This window comes from Comamonas sp. Z1, assembly GCF_008121555.1.
Classification (GTDB): Bacteria; Pseudomonadota; Gammaproteobacteria; order Burkholderiales; family Burkholderiaceae_C; genus Comamonas; species Comamonas thiooxydans.
In genome coordinates, this window is the sequence record NZ_VOQT01000016.1 from 58,233 (window position 1) to 81,613 (window position 23,381).

22 protein-coding genes are annotated in these 23,381 nt (G+C 61.7%); 8 read left to right on the plus strand and 14 right to left on the minus strand.

The genetic code is table 11. The features are described 5' to 3' along the window. The first annotated feature begins 89 nt into the window (after positions 1–89). A complete protein-coding gene (locus tag FSY45_RS21920) occupies positions 90–1,355 on the plus strand; it encodes an MFS transporter (protein ID WP_003067177.1) in 1,266 nt (421 codons plus the stop codon). A gap of 61 nt (positions 1,356–1,416) precedes the next feature. Here the strand turns inward: FSY45_RS21920 and FSY45_RS21925 are convergent, their stop codons facing one another. The 4 genes from FSY45_RS21925 to FSY45_RS28345 all read right to left on the minus strand — a co-directional run bounded on the left by FSY45_RS21925 (position 1,417) and on the right by FSY45_RS28345 (position 4,194). Continuing rightward, positions 1,417–2,607 (minus strand): FAD-dependent monooxygenase, encoded by a 1,191-nt coding sequence (locus FSY45_RS21925; RefSeq protein ID WP_046461546.1) that lies wholly within the window; start codon positions 2,605–2,607, stop codon positions 1,417–1,419. Positions 2,608–2,729: 122 nt separating this feature from the next. Next, on the minus strand, positions 2,730–3,020 hold the full coding sequence (locus FSY45_RS21930) for an H-NS family nucleoid-associated regulatory protein (protein WP_046461545.1): 291 nt from the start codon (positions 3,018–3,020) through the stop codon (positions 2,730–2,732). Between the two features lie 429 nt (positions 3,021–3,449). Further along, entirely contained in the window at positions 3,450–3,863 is a 414-nt protein-coding gene (locus FSY45_RS21935; protein ID WP_223305677.1) for a TlyC, read from the minus strand. Further along, the gene (locus tag FSY45_RS28345; RefSeq protein WP_223305676.1) at positions 3,844–4,194 is read right to left on the minus strand and encodes a hypothetical protein; all 351 of its coding nucleotides are present in this window, start codon (positions 4,192–4,194) and stop codon (positions 3,844–3,846) included. The genes FSY45_RS21935 and FSY45_RS28345 overlap by 20 nt, the downstream gene beginning before the upstream one ends. Before the next feature lie 273 nt (positions 4,195–4,467). On the opposite strand from FSY45_RS28345, the gene FSY45_RS21945 reads away from it, so the two are divergent. Further along, positions 4,468–5,322: a symmetrical bis(5'-nucleosyl)-tetraphosphatase gene (locus FSY45_RS21945; RefSeq protein WP_057093132.1), complete on the plus strand. Its 855-nt coding sequence runs from the start codon at positions 4,468–4,470 to the stop codon at positions 5,320–5,322. Positions 5,323–5,382: 60 nt separating this feature from the next. On the opposite strand, the gene FSY45_RS21950 is transcribed toward FSY45_RS21945, so the two are convergent. The 3 genes from FSY45_RS21950 to FSY45_RS21960 form a co-directional block, all read right to left on the minus strand. Then, the gene (locus FSY45_RS21950; protein ID WP_046461542.1) at positions 5,383–6,804 is read right to left on the minus strand and encodes a DEAD/DEAH box helicase; all 1,422 of its coding nucleotides are present in this window, start codon (positions 6,802–6,804) and stop codon (positions 5,383–5,385) included. A 211-nt stretch (positions 6,805–7,015) separates the two neighbouring features. Next, positions 7,016–7,885 (minus strand): neutral zinc metallopeptidase, encoded by an 870-nt coding sequence (locus FSY45_RS21955; protein ID WP_003067170.1) that lies wholly within the window; start codon positions 7,883–7,885, stop codon positions 7,016–7,018. A 143-nt stretch (positions 7,886–8,028) separates the two neighbouring features. Further along, a complete protein-coding gene (locus FSY45_RS21960) occupies positions 8,029–8,358 on the minus strand; it encodes a hypothetical protein (protein ID WP_012839478.1) in 330 nt (109 codons plus the stop codon). A 157-nt stretch (positions 8,359–8,515) separates the two neighbouring features. On the opposite strand from FSY45_RS21960, the gene FSY45_RS21965 reads away from it, so the two are divergent. The 3 genes from FSY45_RS21965 to nadB all read left to right on the plus strand — a co-directional run bounded on the left by FSY45_RS21965 (position 8,516) and on the right by nadB (position 12,364). Further along, the gene (locus tag FSY45_RS21965) at positions 8,516–9,475 is read left to right on the plus strand and encodes a delta(1)-pyrroline-2-carboxylate reductase family protein (RefSeq protein ID WP_046461541.1); all 960 of its coding nucleotides are present in this window, start codon (positions 8,516–8,518) and stop codon (positions 9,473–9,475) included. A gap of 213 nt (positions 9,476–9,688) precedes the next feature. Further along, positions 9,689–10,822: a quinolinate synthase NadA gene (gene nadA, locus FSY45_RS21970; protein WP_046461568.1), complete on the plus strand. Its 1,134-nt coding sequence runs from the start codon at positions 9,689–9,691 to the stop codon at positions 10,820–10,822. 15 nt (positions 10,823–10,837) lie between these two features. After that, positions 10,838–12,364, plus strand: coding sequence for an L-aspartate oxidase (gene nadB, locus FSY45_RS21975; RefSeq protein WP_046461540.1), 1,527 nt, complete (start codon positions 10,838–10,840; stop codon positions 12,362–12,364). Positions 12,365–12,436: 72 nt separating this feature from the next. Here nadB and dcd read toward each other — a convergent pair whose 3' ends face one another. From dcd to FSY45_RS21990, 3 genes are all read right to left on the minus strand, one after another. Then, positions 12,437–13,003: a dCTP deaminase gene (gene dcd / locus FSY45_RS21980; protein WP_003052512.1), complete on the minus strand. Its 567-nt coding sequence runs from the start codon at positions 13,001–13,003 to the stop codon at positions 12,437–12,439. A 63-nt stretch (positions 13,004–13,066) separates the two neighbouring features. Beyond that, positions 13,067–14,359 (minus strand): guanine deaminase, encoded by a 1,293-nt coding sequence (gene guaD / locus FSY45_RS21985; RefSeq protein WP_046461539.1) that lies wholly within the window; start codon positions 14,357–14,359, stop codon positions 13,067–13,069. Between the two features lie 242 nt (positions 14,360–14,601). Next, the gene (locus FSY45_RS21990; protein ID WP_003067163.1) at positions 14,602–15,498 is read right to left on the minus strand and encodes a LysR family transcriptional regulator; all 897 of its coding nucleotides are present in this window, start codon (positions 15,496–15,498) and stop codon (positions 14,602–14,604) included. 104 nt (positions 15,499–15,602) lie between these two features. Between FSY45_RS21990 and glaH the strand changes: the two genes are divergently transcribed. From glaH to FSY45_RS22005, 3 genes are all read left to right on the plus strand, one after another. Further along, a complete protein-coding gene (gene glaH, locus FSY45_RS21995) occupies positions 15,603–16,526 on the plus strand; it encodes a glutarate dioxygenase GlaH (RefSeq protein WP_003067161.1) in 924 nt (307 codons plus the stop codon). A gap of 100 nt (positions 16,527–16,626) precedes the next feature. After that, the gene (locus FSY45_RS22000; RefSeq protein WP_003067160.1) at positions 16,627–17,868 is read left to right on the plus strand and encodes an alpha-hydroxy acid oxidase; all 1,242 of its coding nucleotides are present in this window, start codon (positions 16,627–16,629) and stop codon (positions 17,866–17,868) included. Positions 17,869–17,920: 52 nt separating this feature from the next. Further along, positions 17,921–18,361 (plus strand): HIT family protein, encoded by a 441-nt coding sequence (locus FSY45_RS22005; RefSeq protein WP_046461538.1) that lies wholly within the window; start codon positions 17,921–17,923, stop codon positions 18,359–18,361. Positions 18,362–18,465: 104 nt separating this feature from the next. Here the strand turns inward: FSY45_RS22005 and FSY45_RS22010 are convergent, their stop codons facing one another. The 4 genes from FSY45_RS22010 to FSY45_RS22025 form a co-directional block, all read right to left on the minus strand. After that, the gene (locus tag FSY45_RS22010) at positions 18,466–19,509 is read right to left on the minus strand and encodes an adenosine deaminase (protein ID WP_003067158.1); all 1,044 of its coding nucleotides are present in this window, start codon (positions 19,507–19,509) and stop codon (positions 18,466–18,468) included. Between the two features lie 168 nt (positions 19,510–19,677). After that, entirely contained in the window at positions 19,678–20,652 is a 975-nt protein-coding gene (locus FSY45_RS22015; protein WP_003067157.1) for an aromatic ring-hydroxylating dioxygenase subunit alpha, read from the minus strand. Between the two features lie 180 nt (positions 20,653–20,832). Beyond that, positions 20,833–21,990, minus strand: a complete 1,158-nt coding sequence (locus FSY45_RS22020) for a BMP family ABC transporter substrate-binding protein (protein WP_003067156.1) — start codon at positions 21,988–21,990, stop codon at positions 20,833–20,835. A gap of 195 nt (positions 21,991–22,185) precedes the next feature. Beyond that, positions 22,186–23,331: a BMP family ABC transporter substrate-binding protein gene (locus FSY45_RS22025; protein ID WP_046461537.1), complete on the minus strand. Its 1,146-nt coding sequence runs from the start codon at positions 23,329–23,331 to the stop codon at positions 22,186–22,188. Between the last annotated feature and the right edge of the window lie 50 nt (positions 23,332–23,381).

Consider the following 23,381-nt stretch of genomic DNA (forward strand, 5'->3'; position numbering starts at 1 on the left):
AGGCTGCCCCTGCTGCTCTTTCGTGACAGCGCGGGCAGCCTGAATTCTTTAGGCTCCGTGCAAAACCTAACATCGCAACAAAACTGCCCATGTCTTCCGATCACAGCGCCGCCGAGGCTGCGCCGAGCGCCAGCCCCAAACCCGACTCTTCCGCCTGGGCCATGCTGGTCTGCCTGCTCACAGGCTTTGCATTGAGCCAGGCCTTCAGAACCGTCACCTCCATCATCGCCGACGGTCTGCGCACGGACTTCGGCCTGTCCGCGCAGTCGCTGGGCTCGTTTGCCGGGCTGTTTGCACTGTCCTTCGGCGTGGCCCAGCTACTCATGGGCATAGGCATGGATATCTACGGCCTGCGCCGCACCGTGCTGCTGGCCTTTCCGCTGTCGATTGCGGGCGCCGCGCTGTCTGCACTCGCACCCAGCTATTCCTGGCTGATGCTGGGTCAGCTGCTGATCGGCGTGGGCTGCTCGCCCGCCTTTCTGGCCAGCACCATGTTTATCGCGCGCCACTTTCCGGCCGATAAATTTGCCTACCTCTCGGGCATAGGCCTTGGCCTGGGCGGGCTGGGCCTGCTGTTTACCGGCACACCCATGGCCTGGCTGGTGCAGCACATGGGCTGGCGTGCCGGCTTTGCGCTGCTGGCGGTGCTGAGTGCGCTGTCCTGGCTGCTGATTTTCTTCAAGGTGCACGAGCCCGAGCTTCCCGGCGATGCCCAGCCCAAGCCCGGCTTCATGCAGGCACTGCAAGGTTTTGGCAGCCTGCTGCTGCTGCCCCATACCTGGGGCATTGTGCTGCTGGGCATGGTCAGCTACGCCTCGTTTCTCACCGTGCGCGGCCTCTGGCTCAGTCCCATGCTGATGGATCGCTACCAGTTTTCATTGGTCACGACCGGCAATGTGGCCCTGGCCTGCTCCGTCATTTCGCTGTTTGTGCCTTCCATGTTCGGCCGGCTGGACCCCGGTCCGGCCAGGCGTCGCCAGCGCATTGCACGCTTTGCGCTGCTCATGGCAACCGTTTTTGTAGCGCTGGCCCTGCTCCACCAATCCGTAGGCAGCGTGCTGCTGCTGCTGGTCATGAGTGTGCTTTCGGGCTACGGCACGCTGATCTATGCCGATGTGCGTTCCTCCTACCCACCGGCCACGACGGGACGCGCACTGTCCATCTTCACCATGGCCATGTTCCTAGGAGCAGCACTCATGCAGTGGCTGTCGGGCCTGGTCGCAGGCGTTGCGGAACGCCAGAATGCCGACATCTATCAGGCCGTGATGCTGATGATTGCCGCCATGCTGGGCAGCGGCGTGCTGGCTTACCAGCTCATCAAGCCTTCGCCATTGCTGCACAAGGCCAGCAACTGAGGCAGTCTATCTGCCAGGCAGGCACCGGCGCGAAAACCATTCCGGCTATGGCAACCGGTTGCTAGAGCGCGCCCTCATAGAGCCAGGGCACATCCATGATGCGCCCGCCCAGGGCGCGCAGCGACAGATCGCGCCCCCAGCGAACAGGCCCCGTCGCGTGGAAGATCCGGCCATTGCGCAGCGAGCGTTCCTGCACCCTGGCATTGCGCTGCCAGCGATTCAGCGCATAGCGGCGCAGCCGCAGACTGACATCCAGATCATGCATGGACAAAGCACTTTGCAACTCGGCTGCATCCTCGATGGCCATGCCCGCACCCTGTGCCAGATAGGGACGCATGGGATGGGCTGCATCGCCCAGCAGGGCTACAAGGCCCTGCGCCATCTGGGCCTCTGACGACACCGGCTGCCGGTCGGCCACCGGCCACAAACGCCATTCACCACCCACATCGGGAACATGTTGAACCAGATCCTGCAGGTAAGCGCATGCGCCCTGAAGATGCTGCAGCAGATCGGGCAGATTGGCAGAATGGTCCCAGTGGTCCAGATCCTCTGGCGCAGGCCCCTGCACAATGACCACCAGATTCTGCAGCTCGCCGCGGCGCACGGGGTACTGAATGGCGTGCAGCTGCGGACCCAGCCAGGCCGTGACCTCGCTGGTGCGCAAGCGCTTGGGCAGATTGGCCTGATGCACCAGGGCACGGTAGGCCAGGTGCCCGGTCACACGCGGCGGGCCATCACCCAGCATCTGTGCGCGCACGGCACTGCGCACGCCATCAGCGCCGATCAGGGCATCGCCCTCGATGAGCTTGCCGGTACTGGTGCGAATGGTGACCACGCCGTCCTGCTGGCTATAGCTGCTGACGAACTGGTCGAGGTTGAGGTGAGCCTCTGGCAGAGCCTGCAAGGCCTCCAGCAGGATCTGGTGCAGGTCGGCGCGATGAATGGTCAGGTAGTTGGCTCCATAGCGCTGCACCATATCTGCGCCCAGGGGCAATCGCCCCAGCTCTTGCCCCGTCACGGCACTGCAGGCTCGCAAGGACAAAGGGCAGGCCACGACCTGCTGCAACGATCGCTGCAGCCCCCATGCCTGAAGACAGCGCACCACATTGGGCCCCAGCTGAATACCGGCTCCGACTTCGGAAAACTGCGCTGCACGCTCGAACAGGCGCACATCCCAGTCAGCCCGCACCGCCGCAATGGCAGCTGCCAGACCGCCAATACCGCCACCCGCAATCAACACCTGCTTGTTCATGGACTCTTATTGTGCCGCGTAGTCGCCAGCATCGAAGAGAACTCTTGTTTGCGCTGCCGCAAACCTTGCAGCCATGAAAAAAGCCCGCCAAGGCGGGCTCTTTCAACGTGCGCAAAAGCAGATCAAATAGCGAACTTTTCGCGATCCTGGTCTGCAATCCACTTTGGCGGCTTGCCACGACCGGTCCAAGTCTGACCCGTAGCAGGATCACGATACTTGGGGGCCACCTTGGCGCCCGCATTGGCGGAAGAGCGCGCGCGAGCGGGAGGGAAAACATCTTCAGCAGTCAAGCCGTACTCGGCAATCAGGCTGCGAACCTTGCTCACAGCTTCAGCCAGTTCACGCGAACGGGCTTCGTTGATTTGCTGTTCCAGCTCTTCTCTCTGCTTCAGGAGTTCCTTGTAAGTGCTCATGATTTGCGCTTCTTGGTTGATTAAAGTGAACTCATTATAAATGCCGGAATTTCAAATTCATGATTTTCCTAGTAAGCAAAAACCACAATTCAGAATATCTATAAAATGCAACCACGTGTTAATAAATAGCTATTCAGCCTCAGGAGCTGCCAATATCCCGTCGATACGCTTTCGTCCAAATCGATCAGCTCAAATATCCAGCCACCACACAAGACCTTCACGTCCGGAACGGGCAAATGGCTGCTTTGGCAAGGAATAAACCGGCCGGCGTGTTATGGTGCCCCCGGCCTTCGCCTGGCAATACTCAAATAGTCAGCCTGGCCTTCAATTCTGAATAGGCATCAGGCCCTTGAGCAGTCAGAATCCGTCTTCTCTGCGAGTTGCCCAGGCCTCAGCCTCCTCCAAGAAGCAAAGCTCTCTGGCACTGACTTAGAGCCAATCATGCGGTGTCGTGATGCCCTGCTCCGCCCCATATTTCTCGACGACAAACACCCCGCTCCCTGCATTGGCACGCAACTGATCCAGCCGCCTCGGCTCGCACCAAGTCTCAGGCAATAATTTCAAAGCCAGCGCCTGCTCTCCCTGCAGGTCTTGTGATTTCTCAGCGAGCGCCAGCCCATTGGGCACGCCGATGATGCCTTGCATCTCGTCCAGCGAGCTGTGGCATGCAGTAACCAGGAATGTCTTCCCAGCTCTCCATCCGGGCAACAGCCAGGCACAGGCCTGCAGAACCTGATGCATCGCCATTTCGCCATCCACACAATACATATCGGCGCAAATAACATTGAATACGTCAGATAAATATCGTCTAAATGAAATACGCTTACGCCGTCTGGTGTTCATGCACCTCCATCAAACCTGGCTGACGCCCCTGCTCCAAACCAGCTGCGATTTCTTCCTCAGCCATTGCTGTACAGGTGAACTCACTAATCCGCAGCAAAGTCAATATGACATGCATTGAAAATGACAACAAACGAACAAAGGACTTTGAGATAGATGCAACCCAGGCCATGGTGCGCCTTGCCATGCCGAAGCCAGCGCTGAATAGGGCTGCCCGATACGCTTTTGAGCCAGCTCTCCAAAGATAATCGTTATAAATGTAATAGCAGTTACGGTGATAGTCGTTGCCGAAATGGTTGCTGTCTTTTCCAATATTCCCGGAGATATCAGCCAAACGGCCAATCCATCGCTGATCGCAGCCCCACCCAAATACCGCTGAGCGTCCGATAGAGGTAATTCCAAGCTGCACGAAAGACAGAAACTGCGTGGACTCTCAAGCAACTCCAGCTCAGCTTGAGCGTCCTTGCTCACGAGCTTTGCCAAAGCCGGCAATCCTGCCCTGCAACCGGAAGGCCAATGCCAGTTTCGACATTACAAACACCCCGTTAAGCAGTGTCAGCAATGCAAACAGCAGAAAATCCCTGACTCGTCCATCAGAAAGAAGACCATGGCACTTTACTGTATCGGAGACATCCAGGGCTGCGATGACGCTTTCGAGCGCTTATTGCAAACCGTGGATTTTTCCGCAAGTCGGGACACACTTTACGTGCTCGGCGACCTTGTCAATCGCGGCCCCAAATCCGCCGAGGTATTGCGCCGCTGCATGCAGGGCGGCGATGCCATTCGCCCTCTGCTCGGCAATCACGACCTGCACCTGCTGGCCGCAGCCCGGGGCCTTCGCCGTCAAAGCAAGCGCGACACTCTGGCCCAGGTTCTGAGCGCACCCGATTGCGATGACCTGCTGCACTGGCTGCGCCAGCAGCCTCTGGCTCGCCTGCACACCAATGCGCTGGGTGAGAACCTTCTCATGGTGCATGCCGGCGTGCTTCCTCAATGGAGTGTGCAGGATGCCGTGACCTTGAGCACCGAAGTTCAGGCCGTGCTTCAGCATGCCGACCATGCGCATTTTTTGCAGAATATGTACGGCAACCAGCCCGATCGCTGGTCCGCCGACCTGCAAGGCGATGACAGACTGCGCTGCATCGTCAACGCCTTTACCCGTCTGCGTTTTTGCAGTGCCGACGGCGTCATGGATTTTGAGAGCGCGGAATCCGCCGATCACGCACCCGAAGGACTGATGCCCTGGTTCGATGTGCCGGGCCGGCTCACTGCCGATACACCCATGGCTGTTGGGCACTGGTCCACGCTGGGCCATGTCAACCGGCCCGATCTGATGGCCATGGACACCGGTTGCGTCTGGGGCGGCTGCCTCAGCATGATGAGAATCGGGGAGCGCATGGACGAACGAGAGCTGATACAGCTGCAGTGTCCGCAGGCTCAGGTGCCTGGCAGCAAAGGCTGAAGCTTCAAAAAAGAAACGCCTGCATCCGCAGGCGTTTCTTTTGGCGCGATAACCCGGTGTTCAAGAAGCCACGACGGGAGCCTTGAACAAAGCGGCAATCTTGCGCTTGGGCTTGATGCTTGCGCTCTTGACCGGGGCTGCATGCTTGCTGTCCCAGGATGCGGTCTCGCTGGCGCTGCTGGCCTCATAAGGCTTGTCAAAGAACGGATCCAGATTGACAGGACGCTGGGCCATGCGCGATGGACGATGCGCATGACCGCCACGCGATGCTGCATCGAATTCACGCTCGCGACGTGGACGATATTCCTCATCGCTGCGGCTGCGGCGTGCCGGACGGAAATCCAGCATGGGCGCAGGTTCGACTTCGATCTTCTTCTTGGTGAGCTTTTCGATGTCGGCCACATTGCGGCTGTCATGATCGGTCACCAGAGTCACGGCCAGGCCCGATGCGCCGGCTCGGCCGGTACGACCGATGCGGTGCACATAGTCTTCCGCATTGAAAGGCACGTCGTAGTTGAAGACTGCGGGCACATCCTTGATGTCCAGACCTCGCGCGGCCACATCGGTACAGACCAGCAGATCCACCTCGCCGGCTTTGAAGGCTTCCAGCGCCTTCAGGCGCTCGTCCTGGCTCTTGTCTCCATGCAGTGCGGCGGCACGCAGACCGTCACGCTCCAGGGCACGCGTCAGACGCGCACAACCCAGCTTGCTGTTGGAGAAGATGAAGGCCTGGCGAATGTCGCGCTCCTTGAGCACGGAACGAATCGCGTAACGCTTGTCGTCATCCGTGACCTTGTAGAAGCGCTGCTCCACGGTGGACGCAGTCTCGTTGGGACGAGCCACCTCGATGGTCACCGGATCCTGCAGATAACTGCCGGCCAGACGCTTGATCTCGGGCGAGAACGTGGCCGAGAACAGCAGCGTGGTGCGGCTCTTGGGCAGATAGGAGAGGATACGCTGCAAATCGGGCAGAAAGCCGATATCCAGCATGCGGTCGGCCTCGTCCAGCACCACATACTCCACCTGATTGAGCACCACATTCTTGGCCTCGATGTGGTCCAGCAGACGACCGGGCGTGGCCACCAGCACCTCGACGCCTTTTTTCAGCTCGATGGTCTGGGGCTTCATATCCATGCCACCAAACACCACGGTGCTGCGCAGCTTGGTGTGCTTGGCGTACAGGGCAATCTGTTGTGCCACCTGGTCGGCCAGTTCACGCGTGGGCAGCAGCACCAGGGCACGCACCGGATGGCGGGCAGGTGATGCCGAAGCGTTTTCATGGCGCATCAGGCGCTGCAGCAGGGGCAGGGAGAAAGCCGCCGTCTTGCCTGTGCCGGTCTGGGCTGCGCCCATGACGTCCTTGCCGGTCAATACCACCGGAATGGCCTGCGCCTGAATCGGAGTCATGGACTCATAGCCCATGTCGGCCACTGCGCGTGCCAGGGGCTCAGCCAAGTAAAGATTGGAGAAAGAGCTTGTCATTGAGGGCGTTATTGTCGCACCGAGTGGGTTTTTCGCGTTGGCTTTGTGATTTTCTGCAGATGAAAAGCCTTCGCCCCCTCTGTTTTCACGCGTAAAAAGCCTTGCCAATATCCCGTGCAATCTATCGGGATAACCCGGATTTTCACATTCTGCCACCCCAAAAACAAAGGCGTGTGACAGTGCACACGCCTGGTTCAGACCAGCTTGTGGCTCAAAGCGACTGAGCTGCGAAGGTATCGCAGGCCTTGACGCTGCCGGTCTTGTAGCCCTGGGTGAACCAGCGCACACGCTGGGCGCTGGAGCCATGGGTAAAGCTGTCGGGACGCACCGTGCCCGTGGCTTCGCGCTGCAGCTTGTCGTCGCCGATCTGCTGTGCGGCATTCATCGCCGACTCGATATCGCCCTGCTCCAGCCAGCTCTTGGCCTGCTGCGACTTGTTGGCCCAGATGCCGGCCAGGCAGTCGGCCTGCAGCTCCAGGCGCACGGACATGGCATTTTGCTCGCGTTCGCTGACACGGCCACGCATGCTGTCCACCTTGCCCGAGATGCCGAGCAGGTTCTGCACATGATGACCCACTTCATGGGCAACCACATAAGCGCGCGCGAACTCACCGGGAGCACCAAGCTGACGGCTCATGGTGTTGAAGAAGTCCATGTCCAGATAGACCTTGTAGTCACCCGGGCAGTAAAACGGCCCCATGGCCGACTGCCCCGTGCCGCAGGCCGTGCGCGTCACGCCGGTGAACAGCACCAGCTTGGGGTTCTGATACTGAGCACCGCCTTCACGGAAGATCTGGGTCCAGACATCCTCGGTTGAAGCCAGCACCGTGGAGACAAACTTGGCCCCCTGGTCATCGCCAGCCGGGCGATGCGCTGGAGCCTGCTGCACCTGGGGCGAGCCACCACCGGAGAGAACGCCAATCGTGGTCAGTGGGTTGATGCCGAACACGCCCCAGCCAATCAGCGCCAGCACCACGGTGCCGATGCCGATGCTGCGACCACCAATGGGAAAACCACCACCACCACCGTCTCCGCGGCGATCCTCGACGTTGTCCGACTCGCGGTTACCTTCCCATCTCATGGTGCTTACTCCTTAGCTGTGTTGCACGCGGCCTGCGCCGGGTGGCGATATTAAGGGCTGTGGCTCCGAATGCAGGTATCAAGCTGTGCTTTTGCCACCTCAGTCAAGCTGCAGCGCAGCATTGTTGACGTTTGGCCTGGTGTTCAGCGGCCGGCAGGCGTGGGGATCAGGGTCACGCCCGGCGCGCCAGGCGTGGACTGAGGCTGGTTGCGGGCTACCTGTTCCTCCACCACATCGACCATGCTCAGAAACAGAAAGGCCACTGCCAGCAGGCCCACCACCGCCAGGACGGCCGATGCCCAGAGCTTGGCCGAAGAGGATTTGCGCGGTGCTGCCGCCTGCTGCTGGGTCGGCTCATAGCTTGCAGCCGAGCCGCCATCCCGCCAGACAGGCTCGACATGACCACGGCTGGAAGGCGCTTGTGTCCAGGTAGGGTCCTTGCGTTGCCCGGAGCGGGGAGAAAAGCCAAACATGTGTACGACAAAATTGATGGATAAGACAGTGGCTATTGTGCGCGCTGGCAGCCTTCGCCAGAAGCGTCCGTGCTGCGACATTCTGTCGGTCAACACCGGGCCGGGCTTGCAATTCTGTAAGCTCGGAGGCTTGTCCGCTGCCCCCATAAGACTGCCCATGAATGCCCAGACCCAGCCCTCGACAGCGTCTCTGGACGCCCGCGCCACTGCCGCACTGCTGCCATGGTCCGCCCTGGCCGATGAGATCGAAGCACTCTTGCGCCAGCTGCAAAACAGTTGCAGTGTCTCGGTTCCGCCACGCATCGTCATGCCGACGGCTGCGGGCAATTGCCTGTTCTGCATGCCGGCCACCGATGGCCAGGTGGTCATGACCAAGCTCATCAGTTTCACGCCAGGCAATGCCCGGATGGGCAGGCCTACCATTCAGGGCGATATCGTGGTTTTTGATGCAGCGACCGGAGTGCGTCAACTGATTCTGGACGGCCCCACCGTCACGGCCAGACGCACCGCAGCCGTATCGCTGCTGGCAGCGCGCCGCCTGGCCCCCAGGCCTCAAGGCGCCCTGCTCATCGTCGGAGCTGGCGTGCAGGGCAGCGCCCATATGCAGGCTTTTGCTCAGGGCCTTGGCACGCAGGAGGTCTGGATTCACTCGCGCAGTACCAGCAGCGCGCAGCGGCTTGCAGACGAGGCCCGCGACCTGGGTCTGCATGCGCGCATCACCGACGACCTGGAGGAAGCCGCCCGGCACTGCCCGCTGATCGTGACCTGCACGCCCGCGCAGGCCGTGGTGCTGCATGAGGCGGCAAGACCCGATGCCTTTGTCTGCGCTGTCGGCGCCTTCACGCCGCAAATGGTGGAGCTGGATCCCGAGTTGTGCCGGCGCTTTCTGCACCAGGGCCAGATCGTCGTTGACACCGCCGATGCTGCGCACGAGGCCGGCGACCTGCTGCAGGCCGGCATCGAGGTCGACCCCCTGCCCACGCTGGCCGCCGTGGTGCATCAGGACTGGTCGCGCTCCACGAAGCCTGTACTCTTCAAATCCTGCGGCTGGGGCGGCTGGGATCTGGCCGCCACTCGCCTGGCCCTGCGCCAGCACCTGCTCAGGCAGCCCGCCTGAACATCCTCCATTTGCTCATTTTTCAGAAGCATCAAGTCATTGATGCATAAGCGATCCATCCGTTCTCTGGATTACCTTCCCGAGCACTGACGGCACTGAAAAGCGACGCCATTCAAGCTAATTTGTCTCCATGGTGACAAATTCAAAAAAAGCGGTTTTAATAATACTCAGATTGAGTATAAATATTTAACAGCACAACTCAGGATGGAGACGATGACGATCAGAACCGTGGAATTCGACCAGCCCGCACCGGCCAGCAGCAGCCAGTGCAGCACAGGCCAGGCCTGGGCCAGGGTGCTGCCGCAGCAGGACCGCCAGCAGCAGCGCGAGACGGCGCAGCGCATCAAGGCTCTTCTCAAGGAACGCAATGCCGTCATGGTTGCCCACTACTATGTCGACGGTGCGCTGCAGGATCTGGCACGCGATACCGGCGGCTGCGTGGGCGACTCGCTGGAGATGGCGCGCTTTGGTGCCAACCATCCCGCCAAGACCTTGATCGTGGCCGGCGTGCGCTTCATGGGCGAGACCGCAAAAATCCTCAGCCCCGAGAAGACCGTGCTCATGCCCGACGGCGATGCCACCTGCTCGCTGGACCTGGGCTGCCCGGCCGACGAGTTCAGCCGCTTCTGCGACGCCCACCCCGACCGCACCGTGGTCGTCTATGCCAACACCAGCGCTGCCGTGAAAGCCCGGGCCGACTGGGTAGTCACCTCTTCGGTTGGGCAGGACATCGTGGCCGCCCTGCACGCGCGCGGCGAGAAGATCCTCTGGGCACCCGACCGCCATCTGGGCAGCCACATCCAGCAACAAACCGGTGCCGATATGCTGCTGTGGCAGGGCAGTTGCGTGGTCCATGACGAATTCAAGGCCGACGAGCTGCAGGCCCTGGCCAATGCCCACCCCGAGGCCGCGATTCTGGTTCACCCCGAATCGCCGGCCGCCGTCACGGCGCTGGCCGATGTAGTGGGCTCCACCACTCAGCTGATTGCCGCCGTGGGCAAGCTGCCCACCGACACCTTCATCGTGGCCACCGATCAAGGCATTCTTCACGACATGCGCCAGCGCTATCCGGGCAAGCACTTTCTGGCTGCCCCGACGGCTGGCACGGGTGGCAGCTGCAAAAGCTGCGCCTTCTGCCCCTGGATGGCCATGAACAGCCTGCCGGGCGTGGAGCGAACCCTGCTGCAAGGCAGCGGTGCCATCGAGCTTGACGCGATGCTGGGTCTGGCCGCCCGCAGGCCCATACAGCGCATGCTGGATTTTGCCGCTGCCCAGCGCCAGCCGGTACGCGCCAGCGGCGAGCTGGAACGCGACGCGGCCCTGTTTCAGAACTTCGGTCCGGCCTGAGAAAGGACAAGCACCATGCCCCAATCTCAGACTTGCAGCGATGTGCTCATCATCGGCTCTGGACTGGCCGGCCTGACGCTGGCGCTCAGCCTGCCCAGCACACTGCGCATCACCGTGCTCAGCAAAAGCAGTGCCGATGAATGCGCCAGCGCCTGGGCCCAAGGCGGCATTGCCGCCGTGCTGGATCCCGCCGACAGCCTGCAAGCCCATGTTCGGGACACGCTGATCGCCGGCGCCGGCCTCTGCGACGAAGGCGCCGTGCGCCGCATCCTGGAGCAAGGCCCCCAGGCGATCGCCTGGCTGCAAGCCCTGGGCGTGCCCTTCAGCACCGATGCCGAAGGGCGCCTGCACCTGACGCGCGAAGGCGGCCACAGCGCGCGGCGCATTGTGCATGCGGCCGACCGCACCGGACAGGCCGTGCACCAGACCTTGCTGCAGGCCTGCCAGCGTCTGAAGCACATTAGCTTGCTCCAGCATTGCACTGCCATGGAACTGCTGCAGGACCTGCAGCAGCGCTGCGTGGGCGCCAGCGTGCGCAATGCCGATGGCCAGCAGCAGAATATGCTGGCCAGCCATACCGTGCTGGCCACGGGCGGCATGGGCCAGATCTACCCCAGCACCACCAACCCGGCCACGGCAACCGGCGACGGCATTGCCATGGCCTGGCGTGCGGGCTGTGTGGTGCGCGACCTGGAGTTCATGCAGTTCCACCCCACGGCCTTGCAGGTGGGCGGCCGGTCCGTGGGCCTGGTCTCGGAAGCGCTGCGCGGCGAAGGAGCCCTGCTTTGCCTGCCGGACCGGCACGGCCAGCCCGGCGAGCGCTTCATGCTGCGCCACGACCCGCGTGCCGAGCTGGCGCCGCGCGATATCGTGGCCCGTGCCATCGATGGCGAAATGCGTGCCCACCAGTTGCCCCATGTGCTGCTGGACATCACACACCGCAGCCGCGACTGGCTGGCCCGGCATTTCCCCGGCGTCATGGCACTGTGCGCTGCGTACGGCATAGACATTGCCACCCAGCCCATCCCTGTTGCGCCCTGTGCCCACTATGCCTGCGGCGGTGTACAGGCCCATGTGGACGGCCGCACTGCCGTGGCCGGGCTATGGGCAATTGGCGAGGTGGCCCGCACCGGCCTGCATGGCGCCAACCGTCTGGCCAGCAACTCGCTGCTGGAGTGCGTGGTCATGGGCAGGTCTGCCGCGCTGCGCATGGCCGAGCAGCCTTTGCACAAACCTGCTGCCATTCCTGGCAGGCAGCGCAAGCCCGGCAAGAGCCTGAGCACTGAAAGCCAGCAGGAGATGCGCCAGTCGCTGCAGCAGCTCATGCTGCACAACGTCGGCATCGTGCGCAGCAACCACAGCCTGATTGCAGCGGCCAAGCAACTGGTGCTGTGGCGCGCTCAATGGCGCGGTGCCGACCCTGCACTGCGCAACCAGCTGGCCCTGTGCAGCCTGATGGTGGACGCGGCGCTGCAGCGCCATGCCAGCGTGGGCGCGCACTGCAACCTGGACTGGCCGGCGCTCGAAGCGGCAGCCGCCTGATCTGGTCCAGCAGCCCAGGAAAGCAAAAAGCCCGCTGTATCCGCAGCGGGCTTTTTGGCGCAGCAACAGGCTTCAGGCCTTGGGCAGGGTCACGCCATGCTGGCCCTGGTACTTGCCGTTGCGGTCCTTGTAGCTGACTTCGCATTGCTCGTCGCCCTGGAAGAACAGCACCTGGGCACAGCCTTCGCCCGCATAGATCTTGGCCGGCAACGGCGTGGTGTTGGAGAACTCCAGCGTCACATAGCCTTCCCACTCAGGCTCGAAGGGCGTCACGTTGACGATGATGCCGCAGCGCGCATAAGTGCTCTTGCCCAGGCAGACGGTCAGCACGTCGCGGGGAATGCGGAAGTACTCGACCGTGCGGGCCAGTGCAAAGCTGTTGGGCGGGATGATGCAGTAGTCACCCTCAAAGTCGACAAAGCTCTTCTCGTCAAAATTCTTGGGATCCACCACCGTGCTGTGGATATTCGTGAAGACCTTGAATTCGCGGGCGCAGCGGATGTCGTAGCCATAGCTCGAGGTGCCGTAGCTGATGATCTTCTTGCCGTCGACCTGGCGCACCTGGCCAGGCTCGAAAGGCTCGATCATGCCGTGCTGCTCCGCCATCTGACGGATCCATTTGTCGCTCTTGATGCTCATTAGAAGTCCTGTATCGCTTGATTTTTCATAGCGTTGTGCGCTCACAAATCAAGCGCAAGACCGCTATTTTGCTTGAGAAACAATGGTTTGCTCAATCAGGCGGTCATCTCCGAGGATGATCATGGCAAACAGCAGCTCATCCAGATTGCGCGCCTGGCTGGTCTTGCGCTCCAGAAGCGGCGTGCAGCCAGGGTTGATGACGACCAAGTCGGCCTCGCAGCCAGGCTGCAGATTGCCGACCACGCCCTGCAGACCCAGGGCCCGCGCAGCGCCCGCCGTGTGCTGCCACCACAGTCGTTGGGGCGACAGGCTCAGGCCCTGCTTGGCATGGCTCTCGCGCCCGATCACATAGGCGGCCTGCATGGTGCGAAATGGCGAGAAGCTCATGCCGCCGCCCACATCGCTGGCCAGGCCGTAAAGCATGTCCGCCTCGTCAGCCTTGATGTAGTCGAAGTAGCCGCTGGCCAGGAACTGGTTGCTGGTCGGGCTGATGGCCGCCGCCGAGCGCGTGTCGTGCATGAGCTTGCGGTCGGTTTCATCGAGCCAGATGCTGTGGGCGTAAACAGCGCGCTCGCGCATCAGGCCGAAGTCGTCGTAGACGGCCAGATAGCTGCGTGACTCGGGAAACAGCTGCTTGACCCAGGCGACTTCGTCCAGGTTCTCGGCCACATGGGACTGAATCCAGACATCGCCATATTTGGCTGCCAGCTCGCCCGCACCGCGCAGCTGCTCGGGCGTGCTGGTGGGCGCAAAGCGCGGCGTGATCGCATAGCCCAGGCGATCCACGCCATGCCAGCGCTGGATCAGGGTTTCGGTGTCGATCAGGCTTTGCTCGGTGTCGTCGCGCACGCCATCGGGGCTGTTGCGGTCCTGCAGCACCTTGCCGGCAATCATGCGCATGCTGCGCTTTTGCGCAGCCGTCATGATGGCATCCACCGATGTCGGATGCGAGGTCGCAAAGGCCAGCGCCGTGGTCACGCCGTTGCGCAGCAGCTCGTTCATGAAGAAATCGGCCACGCCATCGGCATATTCGCGATCGTGGAAACGCGACTCATGCGGGAAGGTGTAGTTCTCCAGCCAGGGCAGCAGGCCCGGGGCAGGCGCGCCGATCACATCGGTCTGCGGATAGTGGATATGCAGGTCGACAAAGCCCGGTGCCAGCAGCTTGCCGGGCAGGTGAATGACTTGCACGCCTTCGCGCTCAAGATACTGGTCGGCCAGCGCCTGCCAGCTGCCCGCAGCCACCACACGCTGCACGCCCGCGGCATCGGGAGCAACCGCCAGCAAGGCGTCGGAGTCATAAACCGCTTGGCCGTCATCGGCGAAGCGCAGCAGGGCACTACGATAGATTTTCATGGACCAGAGCTTACGCGCCCGATCTTGCCTGCGGAACACGGCAGCGCTTATAGAGGCTATACGGCTGCGCGCAGGCCAGGACTTTCGCTATTAATAACAGAGCATACTTCGCTTTTCATGCATTGAATTCAATGCAATTCATATCCAGAAACTAATATCAGCAAGCGATAGCAGCTAGCATTTTAGCTAGTTCAACACCCGAAACCCTGCGCTGCAACACCGCCCTGCCCGCAGCCGCGTAACTAGGCAGCGCAGCTTCTGGCCACGGCCAGAAAGGCGCGCACTGCGGGTGAGTTCTCGCGCTCGCGGTAGGCCAGCGCCATGTGCACGTTTTCCTTGAAGTCGCGCAGCGCCCTGAAGGCCACGCCCGGCTGATTGAGCAGGCGGTTCGACTCGGGCAGCACCACAATGCCATAGCCCGCGGCCGCCAGGCTGGTTGCCGTGACGAAGTCGTTGACGCGATAGGCCTCGCGTGCCGAAAACCCGGCCGTCTCGGCCAGCCGCGCCAGCACCTCGGCGAAGCCTTCGCTTTCGTTGATGAACTGCGGCGCAATAAAGGTCTGGCCGCGCAGATCGGCCACGCTGATGGACTCATGGCGTGCCAGCGGGTGGTTCTCGGCCAGCGCCACCATGAAGGGCTCGCTATGCACGATGACCGCCTTGACCCCCTCGGGGTAGCGACGGCGCGGCCGCAGCAGACCGGCATCGATCTCGCCCTGCTGCAGCGCCTGCAACTGGCGCGGCGTCTCCATGGCCAGCACCTGCATGTGCACCTGCTCATGGCCGGGGCGGAACTGCGTGAGCATGCGCGCCAGCACACCGGAAGTCACGGACGAGGAGATATAGCCCAGCTTGACATGGCCGCTCATGCCCTGGGCCGCCAGCTGCCCGATCTGCTGGGCCCGCTCCATATGGCGCAGCACGGCCACTGCTTCGTCATAAAGCAGCTCACCCGCATCGGTCAGCGTGATGGGCTTGCGCTTGTTGCGCTGCAGCAGGCGCACGCCCAGTTGCTGTTCCAGTTGCTGCACCTGCACGCTGACGGCGGACTGGGCCACGCCCAGCTTGTCGGCGGCGCGAGAGAAATGCAGTTCCTGGGCGACGGTGACGAAGTGCTCGAGTTGGCGGTAGCTGAGCATGTATTTAATCTGAAATTCTTATTAAAAAATGCATTTAACCCCGTAGATCGTATCAAACAAGAAGTGTTCAATCACACCATTCCTGATTGAAGTACCCGCCCACCATGAACGCTACTACTCCCCAGCAACTGATCCAGCCTGCCGCTTACGAGATCGCCGCTCACCCCGAGCATCCCCGCCTGCTGAAGCTGACCCTGAACGCCGAAGCCCTCAACGCCTTCCTGGCCGATGTGCGCGATATCGACGTGCAGAACCTCGAGTACGTGCCTTTCATGCGCTTTCATCTGGCGCGCCGCCTGAAGGCCCACATGGGTGCCGACTTTGGCGAGACCCTGGTGAACATCATCAAGGACCGCAAGCATGGCGGCTTTGTGCTGGGTCTGGAAGGCGTGAGCCAGGATAGCGACGACTACGTGAAGTTCGGCACCGCCATCGGCCATATCCTGGGCCCGGCCAACCACGACTCCATGTCCAACAAGTACTACGCACGTTTCCTGGTCAAGCACACCGACGCCAGCGACTCCTATCTGCGCCAGGCCTATCGTCTGTTCACCATGCACACCGACGGCACCTTCGTGACCGAAGCCACCGACTGGCTGCTGATGATGAAGTTCGACGAGCAGAACGCCGTGGGCGGCGAGTCGCGCTTTCTGCATCTGGACGACTGGAGCGAGCTGGACTGCTTTGTGCAAGACCCGCTGGGCGCCAAGCCCCTGCTGTACAAGGCCCCCGGCTCCAAGAATGTGAACGAGCGCGTGGAACGCCCCGTGTTCTTCCACGGCGAGTTCGGCCTGTCGATCTCCTTCATCGACCAGTTCGTGCAGCCCGCCAACGACGCCGAAGCCGAATATCTGCAGAACCTGTCCGAATCGATGGAAAATTCGCCCGGCACCCGCACCGTCAGCCTGCCCGCTGGCGACCTGGTGGTTCTGAACAACTACTTCTATGTGCATGGCCGCGCACCGTTCGAGCGTAACGAGCAACTGCACCGCGAGCTGATGCGTCAGCGCGGTACATTCGCTCAGTAAACCTTGAACACCTGATGTTTCTGTCACGCCCCCGTGCACCGCAAGTGTGCGGGGGCGCAGCCAGTTAAACCCCTGAATTTCGCTCCCGAGGCGCCCTACCATGGCATCGTCACAAGCCCCTGCTGCAAACGCAGCCTCCGCCCCCAAAGCGCAAGCCGCCTACGGCCAACGCGCAGGGCTTCCCCGTCGTCTGCAGAACATTCTGTCGCTGCATGACTTCGAGGCCGCCGCACGCAAGCACCTGCCCCGCCCTCTGTTTGGCTATGTCTCCGGCGCGGCTGAAGACTGCGTCTCGCTGCAGGCCAACCGTGACAGCTTCCTGCAATACGGCTTCAGCTCCAGGGTCATGGTGGATGTGTCGCAGCGCAACCAGAAGGTCGAGCTGTTCGGCCAGACCTGGGACTCGCCATTCGGCGTGGCCCCCGTGGGTATCAGCGCCATCAACGCCTACCGTGGCGATCTGGTGCTGGCTCAGACCGCTGCAGCGAATCGCATTCCCGCCATCATGAGCGGCACTTCCCTGATCCCCATGGAAGATGTAGCCAAGGCCGCACCGTCGACCTGGTTCCAGGCCTATCTGCCCGGCGACACCACGCGCATCGACGGCCTGATCGAGCGCATCGAGGCTGCCGGCTTCGGCACCCTGGTCATCACCGTGGACATCCCGGTCTGGGCCAATCGCGAAAACAATGTGCGCACCGGTTTCTCGATGCCGCTGCGCCCCTCGCTGCGCCTGGCCTATGACGGCATCACCCGCCCGCGCTGGATGGTGGGCACCATGCTGCGCACGCTGATCAACCACGGCATGCCGCACTTCGAGAATTCGTTTGCCACGCGCGGCGCGCCTTTGCTGTCGGGCACCGCCATCCGCGACACCTCGGGCCGTGACCACCTGAACTGGAAGAACATCGAACGCATTCGCCAGCGCTGGAAAGGCAACCTCATCATCAAGGGCATCCTCAACGAAGACGATGCCGTGATGGCCACCGATATCGGCGCGCAAGGCATCGTGGTCTCCAACCACGGCGGCCGTCAGCTCGACGGCGTGGTCGCGCCGCTGCAGATGCTGCCCTATGTGGTGGACCGCGTGGGCCACCGCACGGCCGTGATGATGGACAGCGGCATTCGCCGCGGCAGCGATGTGCTCAAGGCCGTGGCCCTGGGCGCGCGCATGGTGTTTCTGGGCCGCCCCTTCATGTACGCCGCCGCAGTCGGCGGTGCACAGGGCGTTCATCACGCCATCACCTTGCTGCGTGACGAGGTGGACCGCAATATGGCCATGCTGGGCGCGACATCCATGGCCGAGATCACCCCAAGCTGCCTGCGCGCGACGCGGGCCTGAAACCGCTCAGCCTCTAAGATAGAACGCTTGAACCATAAAAAAGGAGAGCGTCATGCCCATGTTTGTAGACCACTCGCCCCCTGGCGAGTGCATTTTCTGCAAGCTCGTCAAAGGGGAGATTCCATCGGCCAAGGTCTATGAGGACGATCTGACCATCGCCTTCATGGACATCGGCCAGGCCACACGAGGCCATGTGCTGGTAGCCAGCAAGCGCCATGCCGTCAATCTGCTGGAGCTGACGCCCGAGGAGGCCGGCGCCGTGATGCAGACGGCCCAGCGCGTGGCGGCTGCGGTGAACAAGGCTTTCGATCCCGACGGCATCAATATCTTCCAGGCCAATGGCGCGCCTGCGGGGCAGACGGTGTTTCACTTTCACCTGCATGTGCTGCCGCGCTTCGAGGGCGATGGCCTGTCCGTGGTCTGGAAGCGCGAGGAGCCGGGCTTTGCAGCGCTGGGAGAGTTGGCTGAGCGCATCAAGGCCCAGTTTTCCTGAAGCAAGCCACTGATAAAAAAGAGCAACCAGCACTTGATATTCATCGATTTCAGATAGAAAACCATCTGAAAACCGTATTTAGCAAGCGCTGGAAGCTCCTATTTTCACGCCGCAAATTGCGCAAAGATTGCATCCAGCTTTGCAATCCATTCGGCCTTCTGCGCCTCGCTGGCAAAGCTCGCTTCCAGACTGTTGCGCGCCAGCTGGTAGGCCTCGGGCGCACCCATGCCCGTAGCGGCAAAGAGTTGGGTGTAGTTCTCGTTGACATAGCCGCCGAAATAGGCCGGGTCGTCCGAGTTGATCATGACCTTGAGCCCGGCCGCCAGAAGGCGCGGCAAATTGTGATCGGCCAGGTCCTTGATCACGCAGAGCTTGAGATTGGACAAAGGGCAGACCGTCAGCGGAATCTGCTCCTTGACCAGCCTCTGCATCAGCAGCGCATCCTGCTCTGACTGCACGCCATGGTCGATGCGCTCCACATTCAGCACATCCAGAGCACCCCAGATATAGGCGGGCGGCCCCTCCTCCCCGGCATGGGCCACCAGATGCAGGCCCAGTTGCTTGCAGCGCGCAAACACGCGCTCGAACTTCTCGGGCGGATTGCCCAGCTCGCTGCTGTCCAGCCCCACGCCGATGAAGCGGTCACGCAGCGGCAGCGCGGCCTCCAGCGTCTGCAGGGCGCTTTCTTCGCTCAGATGGCGCAGAAAGCTCAGGATCAGCGAGGAGGAAATGCCCTGCTCGATCTGCGCATCGCGGCAGGCACGGTAAAGACCGTTGATGACGGTCTCCATGGCTACGCCGCGCTCGGTGTGGGTCTGCGGGTCAAAGAAGATTTCCGTGTGCACCACATTGTCGGCCACGGCGCGGTCCAGATAGGCGCGCGCCATGTCGTAGAAGTCCTGCTCGTGCAGCAGCACGCTGGCACCCGCGTAATAGATGTCCAGAAAGCTCTGCAGATCGGTGAAGGCATAGGCTGCGCGCAGAGCTTCCACGCTGTCATAGGCCAGAGCCACCTTGTTGCGCTGCGCCAGCGCAAAAATCAGTTCGGGCTCCAGCGAACCCTCGATATGCATATGCAGCTCGGCCTTGGGCATGGCTCGCAGCAGCTCCGGCAGACGGGAAACATCTACGGCAGGCACGGTGTTCATCTTTATTCTCCTTGGCGCTACGCGCCATTCAATGTCTAGCCTATCAAACCGGCGCAGCTCAAGCCATATGGCCAGCCCCGACGAGTCTGTGACTTCGGCCTGGCGGCCACAAGCCAGTGGCGCGGCCTCCCGGCGAGCCGCATGGACGCCAGGCCGGGCAGGCCTGTCTCAGCAGGTTCCGAAGGCGATCTCCTGGGCCTTCAGGAAACGGCGATAAGCCGACGACATGCGGTCGGCCGCCGAGTGCATTTCTGCGCGCGGATCCAGCGGCAGGGCCTTGGGCAGTTGCGACTCCAGCACCGGCTGGTCCTGCACAAAGATGGTGTGCTGGAAGGTCTGCAACTGCTCGTCGGTCGATTCGAAGTCCGCGACCGCCAGACGGAACCAGACGCGGCTGGTTTCGGGAGTGACAGGGCAGATGAACAGGCCGATCTGCTCACGCCAGCCCTGTTTGGAAGTGCCCTCTTCGGGAATCTTGGTCAGCACGGCCGTGTAGGCGGCGGTCACCTCGTAGGTGTACTCCACCTCGGCCGCCTGGGTGGAGTGCAGATTGGACTGGGGCTGTACAGCCTTGCAGCCTGTCGCCAGCACGCCGGTGGAGGTGCTCTCCACCTTGTAAGTGGCAATGGCCGTGGCGTCGCGGCTGCCCAGCCAGCCTTCGTGCACAAAGCCGAAGTGGGACATGTCGAGGAAGTTCTCGATGATGCGCGGTGCACTGGCCGCCACATCGTAAGGCCCGCAGTTCACCTTGCGCAGATGTTCATCCGTCTCGGCAGCGAACACGGGCAGCTGGCTGTCGGAAGGCTCCAGGCGCACCCAGATCAGTCCGTAGGCTTCCTGCACCTCGAAGGCCCGTACGCGCTGCGATGCGGGGGGAGTGAAATCGGGCACGGCGGGCACTTTCACGCATTGGCCACCGGAGGAGAATTGCCAGCCGTGATAGGGGCACTCCAGATGTCCGTTCTCCACGCGCCCCATGGACAGGCGTGCACCGCGATGCGGGCAGCGATCCACGAAGGACTGCACCAGTCCCTCGGCATTGCGCCACAGCACCAGCGGCTGTTCCAGCAGCAGCACGGAAAACGGCGCGCTCACCACCTCGGAGGATTGGGCAACAGGATGCCAGAGGGTACGTTCAGTCATGGGGATACTCGTCATTATCGAAATACAAAGGGCCGCTCTGCGGCGGCCCTGTCGCTGCAGTCGTGTCTGGACGACTGTTAACAGCCAACACTACCCGGCAAACCCGGGGTCTGCCTTGAAGACATGCGCCACAGGCCGCAATCGGTGCGACGAGGCGGCGCGATGCCTGATCAGCAGTGCTTACTTGGCGTCGCCGCCGGGCACTTTGCCTTCCACGCCCTTGACGTAGAAATTGATGCCTTTGAGGAAACCGTCATCGGCAACCTTGTCGGCAGCGATCAGTTCCTTGCCGTCCTGGCCAGTGATAGGGCCCTTCCAGATGGTGAATGTACCTTCCTTCAGTCCCTTTTTCACGTCCTCAACCTTTGCCTTGAGGTCGGCAGGAATGTCGTCGGCCAGTGAAACGATGTCGATCACGCCCTCCTTGACGCCCCACCAGGTCTGGCGGCTGCTCCACTTTCCTTCCAGCGCGCTGCGGGTGGAGTCGATGTAGTAAGGCGCCCAGTTGATGATGGACGAGCCCAGGTGAGCCTTGGGGCCGTAGGCCGTCATGTCCGAATCCCAGCCGAAGGCACGCTTGCCCTTTTCCTCGGCCGTCTTCAGCACCGCCGGCGAATCGGTGTTCTGGAACAGGATGTCGGCGCCGCCGTTGATCAGGCTGGTCGCAGCTTCGGTCTCCTTGGGAGGGCTGAACCATTCGTTGACCCAGACCACCTTGGTCTTGATCTTGGGATTCACGGACTGGGCACCCAGGGTGAAGCTGTTGATATTGCGGATCACTTCGGGAATAGGCACCGAGCCCACCACGCCCAGGGTGTTGGACTTGGTCATGCCACCGGCAATGATGCCGGCCAGATAGGCACCTTCGTAAGTGCGGCTGTCATAGGTGCTGACATTGGCGGCGGTCTTGTAGCCGGTGGCGTGTTCCCACTTCACATCGGCGAATTCGGGGGCCAGCTTCTGGATCACGTCCATATAGCCGAAGGTGGTACCGAACACCAGCTTGTTGCCCTGCGAGGCCATGTCGCGCAGCACGCGCTCGGCATCGGCACCTTCGGGCACGCTCTCCACATAGCTGGTCTTGATCTTGTCACCGAACTCTTTTTCCAGGGCTTTGCGGGCCTGGTCATGGGCAAAGGACCAACCACCGTCGCCCACCGGGCCGACATAAGCAAAAGCAATCTTCAGAGGTTCGGGAGCAGCGGCCGCAGGAGCGGCAGCGGGGGCTGCGGCCGGCGCAGCTGCTTCCTCCTTCTTGCCGCAGCCCACGAGAGCGGCCGAGGCAATAGCCGTCAGTGCGGCGACCTTGATCAATGAACGCTTGTGCAAATCAGTCATTAAAGTTTCCTTGGAACAAAGAGTGAGGTTTGAAACCGATAGGAGCGCAAGCCCATGGATACCGGTTACACCTTGGGCAATATATGCATAAACTGCGCCAAATTGCAGATAGGTATCCTGAAAACGACAGCGCAAAAAGAAAGGCCCCCTAGGGGCCTTTGATCGGACGCTGCTCAGGCGCCCCGCAAACAGTGCTTATTTGGCACCGGGCACCTTGCCCTCGATACCGTTCACATAGAAGTTGATGCTGCGCAGCCAGGCGTCATCGGCAACCTTGCCGGCTTCCAGCAGTTCCTTGCCTGTGTTGTCCTTGATGGGACCGGTCCAGACGGCGAAGGTGCCGTCCTTCAGGCCGGCGCGAGCCTTCTCAACCTTGTCCTTGATTTCCTGGGGCACGTCGTCAGCGATCTTCTTCAGGTCGATGGCGCCCTCCTTCACACCCCACCAGAAGTTGCCGGTCTGCCACTTACCGGCCAGCGTGTCTTCCACCACCTTGCTGTAGTAAGGAGTCCAGTCGATCACGGCCGAGCCCAGATGAGCCTTGGGCGCGAAGCCGCTCATGTCGCCGTCCTTGCCGAAGGCACGGGCACCGCGCTCCTCGGCCGTCTTCAGCACGGCTGGAGAATTGGTGTTCTGGTACATCACATCCACGCCGCCGTTGATCAGGCTGTTGGCGGCTTCGGATTCCTTGGGAGGAGCGAACCACTCGTTCACCCAGACCACCTTGGCCTTGATGGATGGGTCGATGCTCTGGGCGCCCAGCACAAAGCTGTTGATGTTGCGCACCACTTCGGGGATTGGCACCGAAGCCACCACGCCCACAGTCTTGGTCTTGGTCATGGCACCCGCCACGATACCGGCCAGATAAGCACCTTCAAAGGTCTTGGTGTCGTACACGGCTGCGTTGTCGGCCGTCTTGTAGCCGGTGGCGTGCTCGAACTTCACATCCTTGACGTCGGCGGCGACTTTCTGCACAAAGTCCTGATAGCCGAAGCTGGTGGCGAAGACCAGCTTGTTGCCCTGACCGATCATGTCGCGCATCACGCGCTCGGCATCGGCAGACTCTGGCACGCTCTCGACCATGGAGGTCTCGATCTTGTCGCCGAACTTCTCCTGGATGGCCTTGCGGCCCAGCTCGTGCTGGTAGGTCCAGCCGCCGTCGCCGATGGGGCTCACATACATGAAGCCGATCTTGAGCTTGTCGGCAGCAGGAGCAGCCGCAGGTGCGGCGGCAGGCGCTGCAGGAGCCTCTTCCTTCTTGCCGCAAGCGGTCAGCACAGCCATGGAAACAGCCGTCAGGCCGATCATCTTGATCAGAGCGCGTTTGCCCAGAGTTGTCATCGAAGTTGTCCTCTCGTTATTTTTGAAAAGCGGATTGCACCACATTTGGG

Coding starts and splice junctions, on each gene's coding strand:
- FSY45_RS21920 (WP_003067177.1), top strand. CDS start 90: ATGTCTTCCGATCACAGCGCCGCCGAGGCTGCGCCGAGCGCCAGCCCC.
- FSY45_RS21925 (WP_046461546.1), bottom strand. CDS start 2,607: ATGAACAAGCAGGTGTTGATTGCGGGTGGCGGTATTGGCGGTCTGGCA.
- FSY45_RS21930 (WP_046461545.1), bottom strand. CDS start 3,020: ATGAGCACTTACAAGGAACTCCTGAAGCAGAGAGAAGAGCTGGAACAG.
- FSY45_RS21935 (WP_223305677.1), bottom strand. CDS start 3,863: ATGAACACCAGACGGCGTAAGCGTATTTCATTTAGACGATATTTATCT.
- FSY45_RS21945 (WP_057093132.1), top strand. CDS start 4,468: ATGGCACTTTACTGTATCGGAGACATCCAGGGCTGCGATGACGCTTTC.
- FSY45_RS21950 (WP_046461542.1), bottom strand. CDS start 6,804: ATGACAAGCTCTTTCTCCAATCTTTACTTGGCTGAGCCCCTGGCACGC.
- FSY45_RS21955 (WP_003067170.1), bottom strand. CDS start 7,885: ATGAGATGGGAAGGTAACCGCGAGTCGGACAACGTCGAGGATCGCCGC.
- FSY45_RS21960 (WP_012839478.1), bottom strand. CDS start 8,358: ATGTTTGGCTTTTCTCCCCGCTCCGGGCAACGCAAGGACCCTACCTGG.
- FSY45_RS21965 (WP_046461541.1), top strand. CDS start 8,516: ATGAATGCCCAGACCCAGCCCTCGACAGCGTCTCTGGACGCCCGCGCC.
- nadA (WP_046461568.1), top strand. CDS start 9,689: ATGACGATCAGAACCGTGGAATTCGACCAGCCCGCACCGGCCAGCAGC.
- nadB (WP_046461540.1), top strand. CDS start 10,838: ATGCCCCAATCTCAGACTTGCAGCGATGTGCTCATCATCGGCTCTGGA.
- dcd (WP_003052512.1), bottom strand. CDS start 13,003: ATGAGCATCAAGAGCGACAAATGGATCCGTCAGATGGCGGAGCAGCAC.
- guaD (WP_046461539.1), bottom strand. CDS start 14,359: ATGAAAATCTATCGTAGTGCCCTGCTGCGCTTCGCCGATGACGGCCAA.
- FSY45_RS21990 (WP_003067163.1), bottom strand. CDS start 15,498: ATGCTCAGCTACCGCCAACTCGAGCACTTCGTCACCGTCGCCCAGGAA.
- glaH (WP_003067161.1), top strand. CDS start 15,603: ATGAACGCTACTACTCCCCAGCAACTGATCCAGCCTGCCGCTTACGAG.
- FSY45_RS22000 (WP_003067160.1), top strand. CDS start 16,627: ATGGCATCGTCACAAGCCCCTGCTGCAAACGCAGCCTCCGCCCCCAAA.
- FSY45_RS22005 (WP_046461538.1), top strand. CDS start 17,921: ATGCCCATGTTTGTAGACCACTCGCCCCCTGGCGAGTGCATTTTCTGC.
- FSY45_RS22010 (WP_003067158.1), bottom strand. CDS start 19,509: ATGAACACCGTGCCTGCCGTAGATGTTTCCCGTCTGCCGGAGCTGCTG.
- FSY45_RS22015 (WP_003067157.1), bottom strand. CDS start 20,652: ATGACTGAACGTACCCTCTGGCATCCTGTTGCCCAATCCTCCGAGGTG.
- FSY45_RS22020 (WP_003067156.1), bottom strand. CDS start 21,990: ATGACTGATTTGCACAAGCGTTCATTGATCAAGGTCGCCGCACTGACG.
- FSY45_RS22025 (WP_046461537.1), bottom strand. CDS start 23,331: ATGACAACTCTGGGCAAACGCGCTCTGATCAAGATGATCGGCCTGACG.